The organism is Streptomyces sp. NPDC056883, assembly GCF_042788835.1.
GTDB lineage: Bacteria > Actinomycetota > Actinomycetes > Streptomycetales > Streptomycetaceae > Streptomyces > Streptomyces stoeckheimensis.
This window is the reverse complement of record NZ_JBHUBS010000006.1, coordinates 345618-361348: the sequence shown is the minus strand read 5'-3', so window position 1 is coordinate 361348 and position 15731 is coordinate 345618. Positions and strand designations below refer to the sequence as shown.

The 15731-nt window shown below is 73.7% G+C and carries 11 protein-coding genes and 1 pseudogene; 5 read left to right on the top strand and 7 right to left on the bottom strand.

What is annotated here, in order from left to right; all coding sequences use genetic code 11:
- Positions 1-405 precede the first annotated feature (405 nt).
- Both ACFRU2_RS18505 and ACFRU2_RS18500 read right to left on the bottom strand, forming a co-directional pair.
- Positions 406-1152, bottom strand: a pseudogene (locus ACFRU2_RS18505) (IclR family transcriptional regulator C-terminal domain-containing protein); the annotation flags it as partial.
- A gap of 821 nt (positions 1153-1973) precedes the next feature.
- Positions 1974-2501, bottom strand: a complete 528-nt coding sequence (locus ACFRU2_RS18500; RefSeq protein WP_382973146.1) for an RNA polymerase sigma factor — start codon at positions 2499-2501, stop codon at positions 1974-1976.
- Positions 2502-2814: 313 nt separating this feature from the next.
- On the opposite strand from ACFRU2_RS18500, the gene ACFRU2_RS18495 reads away from it, so the two are divergent.
- Both ACFRU2_RS18495 and metG read left to right on the top strand, forming a co-directional pair.
- Entirely contained in the window at positions 2815-5109 is a 2295-nt protein-coding gene (locus ACFRU2_RS18495; protein WP_382973144.1) for a hypothetical protein, read from the top strand.
- Positions 5110-5367: 258 nt separating this feature from the next.
- Positions 5368-7083, top strand: a complete 1716-nt coding sequence (gene metG, locus ACFRU2_RS18490) for a methionine--tRNA ligase (protein WP_382973142.1) — start codon at positions 5368-5370, stop codon at positions 7081-7083.
- Positions 7084-7203: 120 nt separating this feature from the next.
- Here the strand turns inward: metG and ACFRU2_RS18485 are convergent, their stop codons facing one another.
- Both ACFRU2_RS18485 and ACFRU2_RS18480 read right to left on the bottom strand, forming a co-directional pair.
- The gene (locus ACFRU2_RS18485) at positions 7204-8733 is read right to left on the bottom strand and encodes a YfcC family protein (protein WP_382973311.1); all 1530 of its coding nucleotides are present in this window, start codon (positions 8731-8733) and stop codon (positions 7204-7206) included.
- A 32-nt stretch (positions 8734-8765) separates the two neighbouring features.
- Positions 8766-10166, bottom strand: a complete 1401-nt coding sequence (locus ACFRU2_RS18480; protein ID WP_382973140.1) for a M20/M25/M40 family metallo-hydrolase — start codon at positions 10164-10166, stop codon at positions 8766-8768.
- 383 nt (positions 10167-10549) lie between these two features.
- On the opposite strand from ACFRU2_RS18480, the gene ACFRU2_RS18475 reads away from it, so the two are divergent.
- Together ACFRU2_RS18475 and ACFRU2_RS18470 are read left to right on the top strand one after the other, a co-directional pair.
- Positions 10550-11140, top strand: coding sequence for a hypothetical protein (locus tag ACFRU2_RS18475; RefSeq protein WP_382973138.1), 591 nt, complete (start codon positions 10550-10552; stop codon positions 11138-11140).
- Between the two features lie 49 nt (positions 11141-11189).
- Positions 11190-11966, top strand: coding sequence for a hypothetical protein (locus ACFRU2_RS18470; protein WP_382973136.1), 777 nt, complete (start codon positions 11190-11192; stop codon positions 11964-11966).
- Between the two features lie 23 nt (positions 11967-11989).
- On the opposite strand, the gene ACFRU2_RS18465 is transcribed toward ACFRU2_RS18470, so the two are convergent.
- The 3 genes from ACFRU2_RS18465 to ACFRU2_RS18455 all read right to left on the bottom strand — a co-directional run bounded on the left by ACFRU2_RS18465 (position 11990) and on the right by ACFRU2_RS18455 (position 14455).
- The gene (locus tag ACFRU2_RS18465) at positions 11990-13168 is read right to left on the bottom strand and encodes an MAB_1171c family putative transporter (RefSeq protein ID WP_382973134.1); all 1179 of its coding nucleotides are present in this window, start codon (positions 13166-13168) and stop codon (positions 11990-11992) included.
- Complete coding sequence (locus ACFRU2_RS18460; RefSeq protein ID WP_382973132.1) at positions 13165-13722, bottom strand: toxin-antitoxin system, toxin component; 558 nt, start codon at positions 13720-13722, stop codon at positions 13165-13167. Before ACFRU2_RS18460 ends, ACFRU2_RS18465 begins: the two co-directional genes overlap by 4 nt.
- Positions 13723-13786: 64 nt before the next feature.
- Positions 13787-14455, bottom strand: coding sequence for a helix-turn-helix transcriptional regulator (locus tag ACFRU2_RS18455; protein ID WP_274550379.1), 669 nt, complete (start codon positions 14453-14455; stop codon positions 13787-13789).
- Between the two features lie 224 nt (positions 14456-14679).
- Here ACFRU2_RS18455 and ACFRU2_RS18450 point away from each other — a divergent pair, with 224 nt between their 5' ends.
- Positions 14680-15669: a helix-turn-helix domain-containing protein gene (locus tag ACFRU2_RS18450; protein ID WP_382973130.1), complete on the top strand. Its 990-nt coding sequence runs from the start codon at positions 14680-14682 to the stop codon at positions 15667-15669.
- Positions 15670-15731 lie beyond the last annotated feature (62 nt).

Sequence of the window (15731 nt, the reverse complement as noted above, 5' to 3'; positions counted from 1 at the left end):
GATCCCGCTCCTGAACGCGCCGCCCCTCCCCGGTCAGGTGCGCAGCACCACCAGCCCGTCCTGCCCGTCTGCCGTCCGCAGGCTGCCCGGGACCAGCGGGGCGTAGGTGCGCGGGAGCGCCAGGCCCGGGGCTCCGCCGCCCTGCGGGGCGTCGAAGAGGTACGCCGCCTCCGAGGCGGTGTCGCTGACCAGGTGCGGCCCCTCCGCCGCGCCGGTGGCCCGCGTGAGCGGGGTACGGAAGAGCCTGCGCAGATGGCGCAGGGTCTCCGCCGTGACCGGCACGGGCATCGGCTGCGGTTCCGGCTCCGGCCGGCGCTCCGGACCGTCGGCCCCGGTGTCCTCCGCCGCCTCCGCGCAGTCCGCGCCGCCCGTCCCCTCCGTGCCGTCCGGCGGGATCGCCCCTGCCAGCAGCAGCGCCAGGAGCACCGGAACCGCCTTCAGCCGGAGCGCCTCGGTGGCCCGGCCCAGCCGGTGCGCGTGCCCGCCGGGCAGTGACAGGGCGAGGCTGCCCGCCGCGTCGCCGAGCGCCAGGGGGACCGCCGCGCACACCACGCCGGGGGCGTACTCGCGCAGGTCGAAGACGGGGGCCCCGGGGGCCACCGCGTCCAGCGCGCTGAACAGGGCCCGGCTGTCGGTGATGGTTCGCTCGGTGAGCCGGGCGGGCCGGTGCCGGGCCACGTGGTCGGCGCGGCCGTCGTGGTCGAGCTGGCTCAGCAGGCACTTGCCCACCGCACTGGCGTGCGCGGCGTCCCGGAAGTCCACCCACTCCCGTACCGGCGGGGCGCCGGGTCCGTCCGCCATCTGGGTGATCCGGACCTCCCCCTCCGCGTACCGGCTCAGGTACACGGCCGCACCCGCGCTGTCCCGCGCCAGGGCCAGCGTGCGCTGCAACTGGCCCGCCAGCCCCCGGCCGCCCGGGGCCGCGAGCCGGTCGAGGGCCGGCCCCGGGGCGTAGACCCCGACGCCGGAGCGGTACGCGTACCCCTCCTCGCAGAGCATCGACAGCAGCGGCCCGAGCTCCGCCTCGGCCAGGCCGGCCTCCCGCCCGAGCCGCCCGGCCCGGACGCCGAGCGGCCGCCGCTGCAGGACCCGTACGACGGCCAGGGCGCGCCGGGCGGCCGCCAGGGCCTCGCCCCCGCCGGGCTGGACCACGGTCCCGCGGGCCGCAGCCGTCAGCGCGGGGTGGCGCAGCGGGCCCGATCCCAGCCGGCCCGCCCCCGGCCGGGGCGGCCGCGCCGGGGCGGCCGGGGCGGCCGGCGGCCGGAACGCGTCCAGCGCCCGGGACACCCCGGGCCTGGGCAGCGGCACCGGGCCCAGGTCGGGGTCGTCGAGCTGGTCGACGTAGCGCAGGACGGCCGCCTGCGCGCACAGCCGTACCTCGCGCAGCTCCCGGCGCCCGCTCGGCCGGAAGCGGCGCCGGCCCAGCTCCCGGGCCCAGACCCGGGCGTCGTGGTGCTCGCCGCGCCGGGAGTGGTCGAGGAAGAGGCAGTACGCGGCGTGCGCGGTCCGGCTGCGTCCGGACCCGGCGGCGAACTGCCACCAGAACCGGGCCCCTTCGCGCAGTCCGGCCAGGTGCAGCAGACAGCCGAAGACCACGGCTCCGGGCAGGTCGGCGTGGCCGCCGCTCTCGAAGGCGTCGAGCCGCTCCCGGGCCCCCGTGGCGCACACGGAGGCCAGACAGGCGGCCTTGAGGTCGCGTCCGGCCCGCTCGGAGTTCAGCGGCAGATCGCGCAGGGGGTCGCTCCAGCCCGGCGTGCGGCGCCGGGCATGGGTTCCGCCGCGTCTGGGGGCCGGAGCGGGGAGCGGCTTCGACCCGGCGGCGGTGGAGTCGGCGCCGCGCAGCAGCCGGGCCTCCGCCGCGCCCAGGTCGTAGTGCGGATAGCGGTCGCGCACGCTCGCCCGGGCCAGGAACTGCTCCAGGGAGCGCGGGAGTCCGCCGTCCTCGCGACGGGTGCCGCGGCTCGTGCCCCGGTTCATGACTCGGCCGAGGTGTCGAGCAGGCGGGCGAGCCGCCGCTGGGCCTGGCCGAGCTGCGAGCGGACCGTGGCCTCGTCCACACCCATGATCGTGGCGGCTTCGCCGGGGGTGCACTGGAGCCCGTACCGCAGCAGCACGGCGTCGCGCTGCCGTTCGGCGAGCCGGGAGACGGCGGAGTAGAAGCGGATGGTGTCGGTGAGCACCTCGTACTGGTCGGCTTCCGCGTGGGCCTCCTTGAGCGCCGCCTCGAAGGCACTGGTGTCCATGGGCTCCGGCCAGGGGCTGCGGCGGAACTGGCGGTCGATCAGCCGTTGTTTGAGGACGGTCCACGCGTAGGCGTCGAGCCGGTCCATGTGCAGCATCCGCAGCCATTCGCCCATGATCGAGTCGAAGGCGGCGTCGACCGCTTCCTCGGCCGCCGCGTCCGAGCCCAGTTGCAGGTACGCGAACCGCATGTAGGCCGGGCGCCGGTCGGCGTGGAAGGCCCAGTACGACAGGCGCGCCGTCGCATTCCACTGGCTCATGGGCGCCGGCCGCCGTCGCCGGCTCGGCAGACCCACGGCTCCGCCACCGGACTCCTCCGGAAGACCGCTGCCATCGCTCACCGCTCCACCCCATCCCGTGTGCGGGGCAAGGAAATCAGCGCGGGCGCACTCGGAGGGCGCAGAGACGAAAGCTGGAAGAATTACGTTCGGTGATGATCACGCGCTGATCGATGTCGATCGCACGCGCGCCCAACCAGCGCAAACGCATATGCCGTTATCTCGTGCGTCCGTTTCGCGCCCCGCCGGAGAGCACGGCGTGTGACCATCCCAAGATTCACTCGTTTGTCGGAGAGTGGGCACAACACAGCGATTCGGCTCCACCGCCGTGGAGCAGGCCGAGGCCGTCCTCGTCGAGCACTACCCCCAACTGGTACGGCTCTCCTACGTGACGCTCCCGGTCACGCTCGGCCGCCATACCCGGGTCCTCCTCGCGCACAAGGCGGTCCAGCGGGCCCTCCCGCGCGGCGGCCTCGGCAGCGCACAGGCGGCCCCGGCCGGTCCCGACGGGCCGGGCGGTCCCCTGGCCCAGGTGCGCGTACGGGTCCTGCGCGCGAGCCTCGCTCCGTCCGGCCGGGCCCGGCTCGCCGCGGCCGGGCTCGGGTGGCCGCCGGTGCCGCCCTTCGTCTGGGGGCTGCGGCTGTGGCCCCCGGCGGGCGGGATCGACGAGCCGGCCCGGGTGCTGGGTGCGGCGCCGGGGCCGGTCCGGGCGGCGTTCGTCCTGCACGGCATGGACGGCCTGCCCGAGGAGGCGGTGGCCCGGCTCCTCGGTGCGGCGGGGGTCGCCGACCCGGCGGACGCCGTGCGGGAGGCGCTGGCCGCTTGGAGGGAGTGGGCGGGCGGAGCCCCCGGACCCCTGGGGGCGGACCCCGGGGTACCGGGCGGCGCCACCACGCCGGTGCCGGGCGCGGGGTCGTGGACGGGAGCGGGGCCGTCCGCGACGGGACCGCACGCGGTGCGCGACGGTGCTCCGTGGACGGGCCGAGGAACGTGGGCCGGACCGGGGGCGGGGGCGTCGGCCGGCGCCGGGCCTGGCCCTGGCCTCGGGTTCGGCCTTGGCGCCGGCTCCGGTGCGGGATCCGGATCCCGTGCGGGGGAGACCGGTGGGGAAACGCTCCTGCGCGGGCCGGGCGGCGTCGTGTTCGATGCCGCCGTGGTCAGTGCCCGCCCCACCGACCTGCTGCGCCGGCGGCGCCGGACCCGGGCGGGCTGGACCGCCGCGGTCGCGCTGGCCCTGGCCGCCGGGATCCTCGCGGCCGACGGGTCGGCGCCCCGCCCCGACGCGTCGCCGCTCGCCGGCCCGGCCGCCGCCGGGGCGCTGGACCCCGCCCGGCTGGTCCGTGTGCCCGCCGAGGCCTGGGCGGACACCGCCCGCGTCGACTTCACCGCCTGGCCCGCGCGCGGCGCCCGCACCGCCGACCGGGGTCTGCTCGCCCGCGCCCTGGCGGCCTGGGCGGCCCGGCCCCGGGAGGTGGCGGTGACGGCCGCGCCGGGGACGGCCACCGACGCTCCGCTGCACGCGCCGCAGCTGCTGTACGCGGGGGACGTCGCCGGGCGGGCGGTCGTGCTGCTGCTCGACGGGGACCGGGTGGTCCGCTACGGCGAATCGGCAGACGCCGCCACCGGTCCGCGCAGCCGGGAGCTCGCCTTCGCCCGTACCGACGAGGCGAACGTGACCACCGCCGCCGCGCTGACCCTGAGCCGCTCCCCGGGGAACGGGAGCGGAAACGGGAGCGGGAACGACAGCACGGACGGGGGCCGGGCCCGGTACCTGCTCGCGCCGTGGATCGCCCGGGCCGGCACCCGCGACCTGCTCCGGACGGAGGAGGGGACCAAACCCCTGGCCGTCTCCGCCGACGGGGTCACCGAGGAGACCGCCGTGCCCCGTACGGGCGGCGCCGACGCCGCCGACGCCGCCGGCGGAGCCTGCGCCGCGTGGCCCGTGCTGGAGCTGACCTCCTCCGCCCGCATCGTGGAGAAGCACGCCTTCGTCCTCGCCGACCTGGGCGCGCTGACCCCCGTACACCTGACCTACACGCCGCTGCCCGACGGTCCGGGCGCGGTGGCGGCACGCCAGCCGCGCGAGGCCACCGGCCCGGCCGCGCGGGCGGCGTGGGCGCCGGTCGCCTGCCGGCTGCGGGAGTACCGCGCCGGCGGGGTACGGGCCGTCAACATCTGGGACTTCGCCGGCTCCGAACTCCCCGACGGTGCGGGCCGGGCCGTCTGGACCTGCACCCGGGCCTCCGGCTGGGCCGGCCCGGGTGACGTCCTGGTCCAGCTGCGCCTGCCCGCCGGGGCTCCGCAGGACGTGGCGCGGTCCCGCGGGACCGCGGCGTGCGGACGGTTCGGACAGCACCTGCTCGCGGGCACCCGGTGGAGGTCGCCGGCCGGCCGCTGGTACCTGCTGGCGGCCGGCAGCCGCGAGGTCGCCGGCATCACGGCGGCCGGCGCCGTCCGCGCGGAGGTCGCCGGCCGGACCCTGGCGGTCCCCGTCGCCGGTCCGCAGGGTCCCGCGGCCACCCTGACGGGCAGGCTCGCGAGCGGGGTCCGGATCACCGCGATCGACGGCGCCCGGGGCGGCCGCGACTGACCGCCCGCCGCCGTGTCACACGCTGTCCTGCCGGTGACCGGACGGCGGTTCGGCCGCTGCCCGGCCCGCTGTACCATGGCCGCAGCGCGAGGGCCGTGACGGAGAGGTCACAGTCCTCGCTTTTGCGTTGCACCCGTCAGTTTTGCGCTGTACCCCCCAGTCCACCCCGAAGAAATGCGGCGCGTGGCGTTTCGGCGGTTCGATACGATGAACCGCACGTCACGTCGTACCGGCATATATGAAATGGAGCATCCGAGGATGGCTCGACACCTGATCACCAGCGCGCTTCCCTACATCAACGGGATCAAGCACCTGGGCAACATGGTCGGGTCGATGCTTCCGGCGGATGTGTACTCCCGGTACCTCCGCCAGCGCGGCCACGACGTCCTCTACATCTGCGCCACCGACGAGCACGGCACCCCCGCCGAGCTCGCCGCGAAGGCGGCCGGTCTCTCGGTCGCCGAGTTCTGCGCGCAGGCCCACGACGCCCAGAAGGCGGTCTACGACGGCTTCGAGCTGTCCTTCGACTACTTCGGCCGCAGCTCCTCGGCGGAGAACCGCGAGATCACCCAGCACTTCGCGCGCCAGCTGGAGAAGAACGGCTTCATCGAGGAGCGCGCGATCCGGCAGGTCTACTCGCCGGTCGACGGCCGCTTCCTGCCGGACCGCTACGTAGAGGGCACCTGCCCGCACTGCGGCTACGACAAGGCCCGCGGCGACCAGTGCGAGAACTGCACCCGCGTCCTGGACCCCACGGACCTGATCGAGCCCCGCTCGGCCATCTCCGGCTCCACCGAGCTCGAGGTCCGCGAGACCAAGCACCTCTTCCTCCTCCAGTCCAAGCTCCAGCACGAGGTCGAGGCCTGGGTCGCGGAGCACGAGGAGGAGTGGCCGCAGCTGGCGTCCTCCATCGCCCGCAAGTGGCTGACCGAGGGCCTGCACGACCGCGCCATCACCCGCGACCTCGACTGGGGCGTCCCGGTCCCGGCCGACACGTGGCCCGAGCTGGCTGCCGACGGCAAGGTGTTCTACGTCTGGTTCGACGCCCCGATCGAGTACATCGCCTCCACCAAGGAGTGGTCGGACGCCGACCCGGCGAACCGCGACTACAAGTCCTGGTGGTACGAGGCCGAGGACGTCCGCTACACCCAGTTCATGGCCAAGGACAACGTCCCGTTTCACACGGTGATGTTCCCCGCCACCGAGCTCGGCACCCGCGAGCCCTGGAAGAAGGTCGACTACGTCAAGGCCTTCAACTGGCTGACGTACTACGGCGGCAAGTTCTCCACCTCGCAGAAGCGCGGCGTCTTCACCGACCAGGCGCTGGAGATCCTCCCGGCCGACTTCTGGCGCTACTTCCTCATCGCCAACGCGCCCGAGTCCGACGACTCCTCCTTCACGTGGGAGCACTTCGCCGCCACGGTGAACAAGGACCTCGGCGGCACCCTCGGCAACTTCGTCAACCGCGTCCTGACCTTCTCCCGCAAGAAGTTCGGGGACGAGGTCCCGGCCGGCAGCCCCGCGGGCGAGGCCGAGGCCAAGCTGGGCGCGCAGATCGCCGAACTGCTGGCCGAGTACGAGGGCCACATGGACGCGCTCCAGTACCGCAAGGCCGCGGCCGCGCTGCGCGCCCTGTGGTCCGCCGGAAACGCCTACCTCGACGAGAAGGCCCCCTGGACGGAGGTCAAGACCGACCTGGAGGGCGCGGCGCTGACCCTGCGCACCGCGATGAACCTCATCCACCTCTACTCGGTGGTCTCCGAGCCGTTCATCCCGGCCTCGGCGCGCGCCATGCGCTCCGCGTTCGAGCTCGCCGACGACACGGCCACCTGGGTCTCCCCGGAGCAGGCCGCGTCCCTCGACGCGGTGCCGGCGGGCACCCCGTTCACGGTTCCCGCGGTGCTCTTCCCGCGGGTCACCGAGGACGACCTGGAGTCCTACCGCGAGCGCTTCGGCGGCACCCCCGAGGCCTAGCCGGACCGGCCTTCGAGTAGCAACTTACGCAGGGGCGCGACCCGTCCCCCAGCTACCGCTGGGAGGTACCCACAGGGTCGCGCCCCTGCGCGCGTTCCTCACGTGTGCACGCCGCCGCCGTCAGATCGCGGCCCCCAGGGCCAGGAACCCGCAGATCATGACGAAGAGGATGGCCAGCAACGGCCAGACGAACCGCAGGTACTTGTCGTAGCCGACCTTGGCCAGCGCGACACCGCCGATGGTGACGGCGGTGGTGGGGACCCAGAGGTTCATCCAGCCGCTCGCCGACTGCCAGGCCGTCACCATCAGCGCGCGGGAGACGCCCGCGAAGTCGGCGAGCGGGGCCAGGATCGGCATGGTGAGCGTGGCGTGCCCGGAGGTGGAGGGGATCAGGAAGGCGAGCGGGAGGTTCACGAGGAAGACGATGATCGCGAAGATCGCGGACGAAGTCCCCTTCACCACGCCCTCGATGGAGTGCAGCACGGTGTCGGTGATCTTCGAGTTGTTCATGATGACCGTGACCCCGCGCGCCAGCATGATGACCAGGGCGGGCGAGATGAAGTCGGCGGCTCCCTGGATGATCGTGGAGCTGAGCTTGGCCTCGCCCATCCGGGCGACCAGTCCGATCAGCACGGCCGCACAGATGAACAGCGCCGCCAACTGGGCGAAGGACCAGTCCAGTTCCCAGGCGTACGGGGCCGCGTCCGCCTTGCCGGTGAGGGCGCTCGACCAGGGCACCACCGAGAAGATCATGAAGGCGAAGACCAGGACCAGCAGGACCAGCACGACCTTGTGCAGCCGGGTCAGCTCCGGTTCGGCGCCCTCGGGGTACTCGGCGCCGGTGGCCTTCTGCTCCCGGTCCCCGGGCAGGAACCCGCAGATCGACTTGGAGGGGTCCTTCTGGACCCGCCGCGCGTACCGGATCACGTAGAGCACGGTCACGGTGGTCAGCACGATCCACATGAGGAACCGCAGCCCGATCCCGTCGCCGAGCGAGATGTCGGCCGCCGAGGAGGCCACACCGGTCGCGAACGGGTTCACCGTCGAGCACATCACGCCGACGCCCGCGCCGAGGATGCTCGCGCCGACCGCGACCAGCCGGTCGTAGCCGAGGGCCAGCATCATCGGCACCAGCAGACCGTAGAACCCGAGGGTCTCCTCGGCGAAGCCCTCCACGGTGCCCAGGATCGAGAAGACCACCATCACGGCGGCGATCAGCAGCGCCCCGCGGTCGCGCAGCCGGTGGGCGAGGCGGGCGATGCCCCGGTCGAGGGCTCCGGTGGCGAACACGACGGTGATGAAGGCGCCGATCGCGAGCACGAAGAGGAACACGCCCGCGCTGCCGTACAGATCACCGCTGAAGGTGGGCCCGACCTCGCCGGTCTTGGGGTCCCGGAGGCCGTAGAGCCCGTTGACGGGGGAGAGGAACAGGTCGTTCAGGCGATCGGTGAAGCTCTGGGTGCCCTCGACCCGGTGGTAGGTGCCGGAGACGGGCGCGCCGCTGTCGTTGCGGTCGTACTGGCCGGCCGGGACGAGGAAGGCCAGCAGCCAGATCGCGATCGTGACGATGGCCAGGATGGTCAGCGCGCTGGGGAAGGAGAACTTCCGCGCGGGTGCCGGCTCCTCCGGCGGAGTCTGCACGGTCGGGATCTGCGGCGGGGCCGGGGGCGGGGGCGTCGTGGTCACTGCGCGCCTCCGGGGGACGGCGGGGCCTGTGGCGCGCGGAAGTCCGCCGCGTACTCCCGGACGAAGGCGGCCATCGCCACCACCGTGTTGCGCACCTCCGACATCAGCACCCGCTCGTTCGGCGCGTGCAGGTTGCACATGCTGTCCTGCGCGCCGAACAGCAGCACCTCCGCGCCCGGAGCCGCCCTCGCGAGGCCGTTCACCAGCGGGATGGAGCCGCCCGTGGCCACGTACGAGGCCTCCGTGCCCCAGGCCTCCTTCAGCGCGGTCAGCGCCGCCCGGTACGCCGGCCCGCCCGTCCGCGCCTCGAAGCCGGGGCCGGTGTCGCCCGGGGTGACGGCGAGCGGGATCCCGAAGGGGCGCTGTGCGCGCAGGTGCTTCACGAGCGCGGTCCGGGCCTCCTTCGCGTCCTGGAGCGGATGGAAGCGCAGGTTCAGCTTGGCCCGGGCGTACGGGACCACGGCGGAGGCGGCGCCCGCCACGTCCGGGGCGTCCAGCCCGATGACGGTGACGGCGGGCCCGCTCCAGAGCCGCTCGCCGAGCGAGCCGGTGCCGATCAGCGGCAGCCCGTCCCGCACGGAGGCCAGCCGACGGAACTCCTCCTCGGTGTACGTCGCTCCCTCCCAGGGATCGCGGCGCAGCCCGGGCACGGCCACGTTCCCGTGCTCGTCGTGCAGGGTGGCCAGCGCCCGGAGCAGGACCAGCAGGGCGTCGGGAGCGGCTCCGCCGAACTCCCCGCTGTGCCGCGCCTCCGCGAGGGTGCGCACCTCCACCATGACCTCGCAGGCTCCGCGCAGGCCGGTGGTCAGGGTCGGGGTGCCGGGCCGCAGGTTGCCGAGGTCGGCGATGACCATCGCGTCGCAGGCGAACCGGTCCGGATCGGTGGGCGGATAGTCGTCGAAGGGGCTGCCGTACTCCTCCTGACCCTCGATCACGATCTTGATCCCGACGGGCGGCCGGCCGCCGTAGACCCGGAGCATGCCCAGGTGCGCGATCACGTTCGACTTGTCGTCGGCGATGCCGCGCGCCCGCAGGGCGCCGGGGACGCCGGGGACGGGGGTGGGTTCGAAGGGTGGGGAGAGCCAGAGGGTCGGATTGCCGGCGGGCTGGACGTCGTAGTGCCCGTACAGCAGGACGGTCGGGGCGTCCGGGTGCGGGGGCGGGATCTCCCCGTAGACGACCGGGGCGGTGTCCGGGAGGTCGATCCGCTCGATGGTGGGGACGCCCGCCTCGCGCAGCAGGGAGACGAGCAGGTCGTGCGCCTCTTCGACGGGTTCCGGCGGGTATCCGGGGAAGGCGACCGAGGGGATCGACGCGAGCCGTTCCAAGTCGGCCTGCAAGCCGTCCATCAGGGCGTCGACCTGTGCTTCGAGGGTCTGCGAGCCGTCCGCGTCCACCTGCCACCGTCCCTGTGCTCCCCGGGGCCACCCCGCTGAGCTGCGGGATCGGGTTCTCCGATCATCGGCGGGGGGAGCGGGCCGCGCCGTGACGGAGTGGGCCGGACGGGTGAAGCCCGGCCGCGGGCGCGGGGGCGCGCGAGGGCGCGCCGGGGTGGTGAGCGGGGGCACGCCTGCCGGTGCGGGACCGGTGCGGGACCGGTGCGGGAAAGGCGCGGGACAGGGGCGCGACCGGGACGCGCCGGGGGCCGGCCGGACCCGCTGTGGCCCGAAGTGGGCTGCCGAGGGCCGATCTTGACCTGTCTGCCGCGTATCGAAGCACCGCCGTGATCGTTTCTTCAGGCGTAGTCCTCATCCCTGCTGCGGAATCGGGAGAACGCGCGGTGACCGCTTGGCAGTACTTCGCCGGGGCCGGCCTGGTGGCGGCGCTCTGCCCGCTGCACGGTCACGTGGCGGTCGCCGGAGACGGCCACGGGCGCGGCGCCCGGGTCGACCTGTGTGTTCCCGCCGGGTCGCGGCCGAGGCCGTCCGTGCCGCCGCTGCTCCTGCCGCCGTCGGCTCCGGCTCCGGCGGTCCGGCCGACCGCCCGTGTGCTGCTGCCCGGCCCGGCCGCGCCGACGGTGCGCCACCCGGGGCTGGGGCCGCTCGCCCCCGCGCCGGCCGGCGTGGCGGCGGAGCCCGGCCCGGGTCCGGGGCCGACGGCGCAGGCAAGGCCTTCGGCGGCGCAGCCGCGGGCGGCCGCGGTGGAGGAGGCCGGGGCCGCGCAGGCCGCTCCGGGCGGAGCGGTGGCCCCGCACCGGGCCGCAGCGGGGGCCGGGGCGGCGGGGCGCTTCCACGTGCGCCCGTACCACTCCGCGGCCTTGGCGCGGCGCGGCCCGGACGGCATGTCCACCCTGATGCTCATGGTCGTCGTCACGACCCCGGCGGTGCTCGCGGCCGTCGCGCTGCGGCCCCGTTCCAGGAGCCGCGGCTAGCCACGCCCCCCACGTTCAGTCCGCTCATCTCGACCTACGGAGAACCCTCGTGTCCGAATGGCTGGTCCTGGCCATCGCCATGGCGCTCGTCTGCGCCCTCGTCCTCGCCTTCACCGCGATCCGGCACCGCCGGGTCGCCGACGACGAGGACACCAGCGAAACCCCCGACGTCCTCGAGTACATGGTGATGATGGTCGGCGTGGTCTACGCGATCGTGCTCGGCCTGGCCATCGCGGGCGTCTGGGAGGCGCGCGGCGCCGCCGAGGACAGCGTGCGCCGCGAGGCCCAGTCCCTGTACGAGGTCACCCAGCGGGCCGACGTCTACCCGGCCGCCGTGCGCGACCGGATCCGCGGCGAGGTCAACGCGTACGTGTCCCACACCGTCAGCGTGGACTGGCCGCGGCTGACCTCAGGGACCCCGGTCTCCGCGGAGGGCGGCGAGCTGCTCGGCAAGCTGCGCAGCGACGTCACCCACCAGAGTCCGGGCAACGAGCTGCAGGCCCAGGCCTACCAGCCGCTGCTGGACCACATCGCGGCCGCCGACGACGCCCGCCACGAGCGGACGCAGAGCGACGAGTCCACCCTGCCGGGGGTGGTCTGGCTGGGGCTGGTCGCGGGCGGGCTGGTCACCGTCGGGCTGATCTTCACCCTGCAGATCCGGCGTTCGGGGCGGGAGCTGCTGCTGGCGGGGCTGTTCAGCGCGCTGATCGTGTTCCTGCTGTTCATGGTGTGGAGCTTCGACGCGCCCTTCGGCCGGGACGGGATCGACTCGGCGGCGCCGTTCCAGGACCTGTTCCCGTCGCTGACCCTGGCGGCCGGGAGCTGATCACCGGCTTGGGAGGCCGGTGCTCAGCTCCCCGACAGGGACGACTGCCGTCGGCATTCGGCCACCACGCGGGAGTTGCGCAGCGCGTGCGAGATCCGCACCAGGTCGCGGGGACCGTCGCCGGGCGGCGGGGCACCCTCGTCGCTGGCCCCGATGACCCGCCCCTCGGGGTCGGCCGCCCGGGCGCGCACGGCGGCCGCGACCATGGCCGCGTCGGCGACGGCCCGCGCGGTCTCCTCGTCGGCGCCGGCGGCGAGGGCCCGCGCGAGGGCGTCGTCCCGGTGGGACTGGTCGAAGTACGGGCCGAGGTGCAGGAAGCCGTCGTGGATGTCCGACTCGCGCTGGATCATCCGCAGCTCCACGGCGGACCACCAGGCCATCCGTACGCTGGGGGCGCCCGTGGGGCCGCAGACGCGCAGCTCCCGCCAGAGCGTGCCCAGCCGCCGGTACGTGGACCAGTACTGCCAGGCGTCGGACAGCCGCTGGAACACCAGCGGGAGGACGAAGCCGATGGCGCTGACGTTGGCTCCGATGGAGGCGACGGGAGGTGCCACCGAGGTGCTCAGCCAGTCCAGGTCGTGACCGGTCCAGCGGGCGACGACGGCGGTCATCTTGGTGGCGTCGTAGCAGAGGTTGAAGACGTATCCGATGACGATGATCACGAGGCCGACGCGGAGCCAGCCGCGCACCTGCAGGGACCAGCGCCAGCACATCGCGACCATCACGATGGCGGCCACGTTGTGGGCCACCAGGTAGAGGGCGATCATCTCCCGGGTGAAGGGGGTGTTGGCGTAGTAGGTGTCGAAGTCCCGCAGCCGCTCGACCGGGCTGTCACCGAGGACGAACAGCACCGTCAGCGCCACGATCACCACGGAATAGCCGAGGATCCAGGCGCGCGAGACGCGCCGGGTCTCCTCCGGGGGGCCGCCGCGCCAGTTGACGATGAGCACGAGGCAGGCGGCGCTGAAGGCGGTGATCAGGCAGTAGACGAACGGGGCGGAGAAGTTGGGTATGCCGGTCCAGCGGTTGACCGCCGCGATCGTGGGCGGGGCGGCGAAGGTGAAGACGGCGCCGGCCAAGGTGAGCAGGGCGCAGACCGACCGCAGGAGCGGATCGCGCCAGTTTTTCCGTAGCGTCGGCAGTTTGAAGGCGAGTGCGATCGCCATCGCGGCTGCCGGCGTGTAGTAGTCCTGGCCTTTCAATGGTCGTTCCTGTGCCCCCGGTATCCGAGCGCGGCCTCGATGCGGCCGGCCAGTTGGTCCCGCTGTGCCGGAGCCCGGTGGCTGGCCGATCCGGCCAGCCAGGTCCGGCAGCGGCTCCCCAGCAGCAGACCGAAGGTTTCCGCCTCGGTCTCCTCCTGGACGTCGGCGCGGGTGCGCGCGGCGACGCGCCGCACGGTCTCGCCGATGTCGGCCTCGTCCGTCAGCAGCCGGGCGGCGACGGCGGCGCCGTCGACGTGGTGGCTGCAGTGGCCGGCCTTCATGTGCCACAGCTCGTGCCCGAGGATCACCAGTTGGTGGTCGGGTGCGGTGCGTTCCTCGATGACCACCAGATCGCGGTCCGCCATGTCGAGCCACAGGCCGCTGGCCGTTCCCGGCGGGAACGAGGCCATCCGGAAGTCCACCCGGCGGCCGCGGTGCTTGCTCATGCCCTCGCAGAGGGCGGCGTAGAGGTCCACGGGTTCCACGGGCGCGGTGAGGCTGATGCCTGCCACCAGCTCTCCGCACAACCGCCGCTGCTCTCTGCCTATGCTCACCGTTCTCCCCGTCGGCGCGGATCCGGATCAGGACTCAAGGATCAGACCCAGACTTTCGACTGGGTCAGGATTCGTTCGGTTTGACGCTTTCGAGGAGCATGTCCAGCCATTCGGTCACCTTGTCCCGGTGCTTGTCGCTGGGCAGTTGGGCGGCTCTCCAGGCGATGCCCCGTACGCCGTGGTTCTGGAGAAGTCTTGCCAGCGGATCGCCCGCCGAAGCGGCCGGAGCGGGTGCGGTTTCTCTGGCGCGGCCCGCGAAGTCCTGGAGCAGCTGTTGCTCGGTGCGCTGAAGGGCGTCCGTGAGCGCGTCTGCGTCATGGGCGGTGAGGAATCCGGCGTGCACCCCGAAGAAGCGCTGGATCGCGTCACAGTGTTCCATGGTCGGCCGCCGGTCGCCGTTGATCAGGGCCCCGGCCTGCTGGCGCGACATGGCGGCGCCGTCGGCGATCTCCTGCTGCGTGTAGCGGCGGCCGTTGGGCTTGACGCGGGTGCGCCGCAGGAGGTCGAGGCGCTGGAGGAACCGGGTCTGGAGATCGGGCTCGCCGGCGGGCCGGCCGTCCAGCAGGCTCCGCACCACGTCGGCCGGGACGCCCGAGGCCTCGGAGAGGCGGCGCAGGTCGAAGACCTGGTTCCGGTCGCGGCCGAGCTTGCCCGCGAGTTCGGCGACCCGCGTGACGGTGGCTGCCAGGAGCGTGTTGGCCACCGCGACGGGAGCCGGGAAGCCGTCTGTCACCAGTGGTTCTCCTAGATCGCGCGAGGTCGGGGTACGGGCACGTGGTCGGCTTCTGGAATCTATCCGGTCTCGGTCCGTACGGCTAGAACGTGCCACATCTGTGGCGGGAACGAGCTGCCCAGAGGCTGGAATTGCCACAATAGTTGACACTCGAATGAAGTCGGTAGCAGGATCGCCACACGGAAATGAAGATCCAGACCGTAAGGAAGAGGGGGGAGCTCTCGGTGCCACATCTCGCAGCGGTGGGCCCGTCCGATGGCCTCGCCCACATCGGTGGGGAGCGCCTCGCGGGCGAGGAGTCCGCACGCGGCGCCGTGCGGTCGGAGCGACGCAAGGAGATTTTGCGCCAGCGCCGGGAGGAACTCGGGCTGAGTCAGGAAGACCTGGCGGCGCGTCTGCGCATCAGCGTGCGCGCCTACGGAAACTGGGAGCGCGGCCTGGTCAAGGAGTGGACGGACCGCAAGCTGCTCGCCCTGGCCGAGGCCCTGGAAATGAGCGAGCGTCAGTGCTTCTGGCTCTTCCGCATCATGGTCGACCGTGACCCGCCCCCCACCTGGCGTGCGGCCGAGGACAGCCGGCTGCCGGACGATCCGGCCCAGCGCGACTACCTGATCGACTACGCGGCCCTCATGGAGGCCGTGCCCTACCCGAGTTTCCTCGTGGACCACCGCTGGGACGTGGCCCTGACCAACTCGGCCTTCGACCGGCTCTTCCAGTCGGTGCGCCCGCATCCGACCGCCCTCCCGGACGACAACTTCCTGCGCTTCGTGCTGTTCCACCCGGACGCCGCCGCCGTGCTGGAGGACCACGAACCGGCCTGGTGCGTACCGCTGCTGGCCCGGTTCGCGACCGCGCTGGCCGCCACCCCCGAGGACGAGGGGCTGCGCAGCATCCGTCAGGAGGTGGCCCGTGACCCGTTCATGGAGGCCGCCTACCGGTACGGAGTGCCGCACTGGCTGACGACCCACGGGGCCGAGGCCGCCGAACAGGACGGCGCCGTGCGCAGCGTGCGCCACCCGGACCCGGGCTGGGGCCTGGTGCGCTGCCGGATGGTGGCGGAATCCGGCCCGATGCTCGACGGCATGGGGCTGACCCGGATGACCCTGGTCCTCTCCGCGCCGCAGGGCCTGGCGACGGGTCCGCTGCCGGGCGGTCCGGGCGCGCAGCAGCACCAGCCGCCGCGGCTGAGGGCCGTGCCGTCGCCGGTGGACTGATCCTGCGGGGGAGACTGGTGCCACGACACCCTGGCACTGGTGCACTGCGAAAGGCGGTAAGG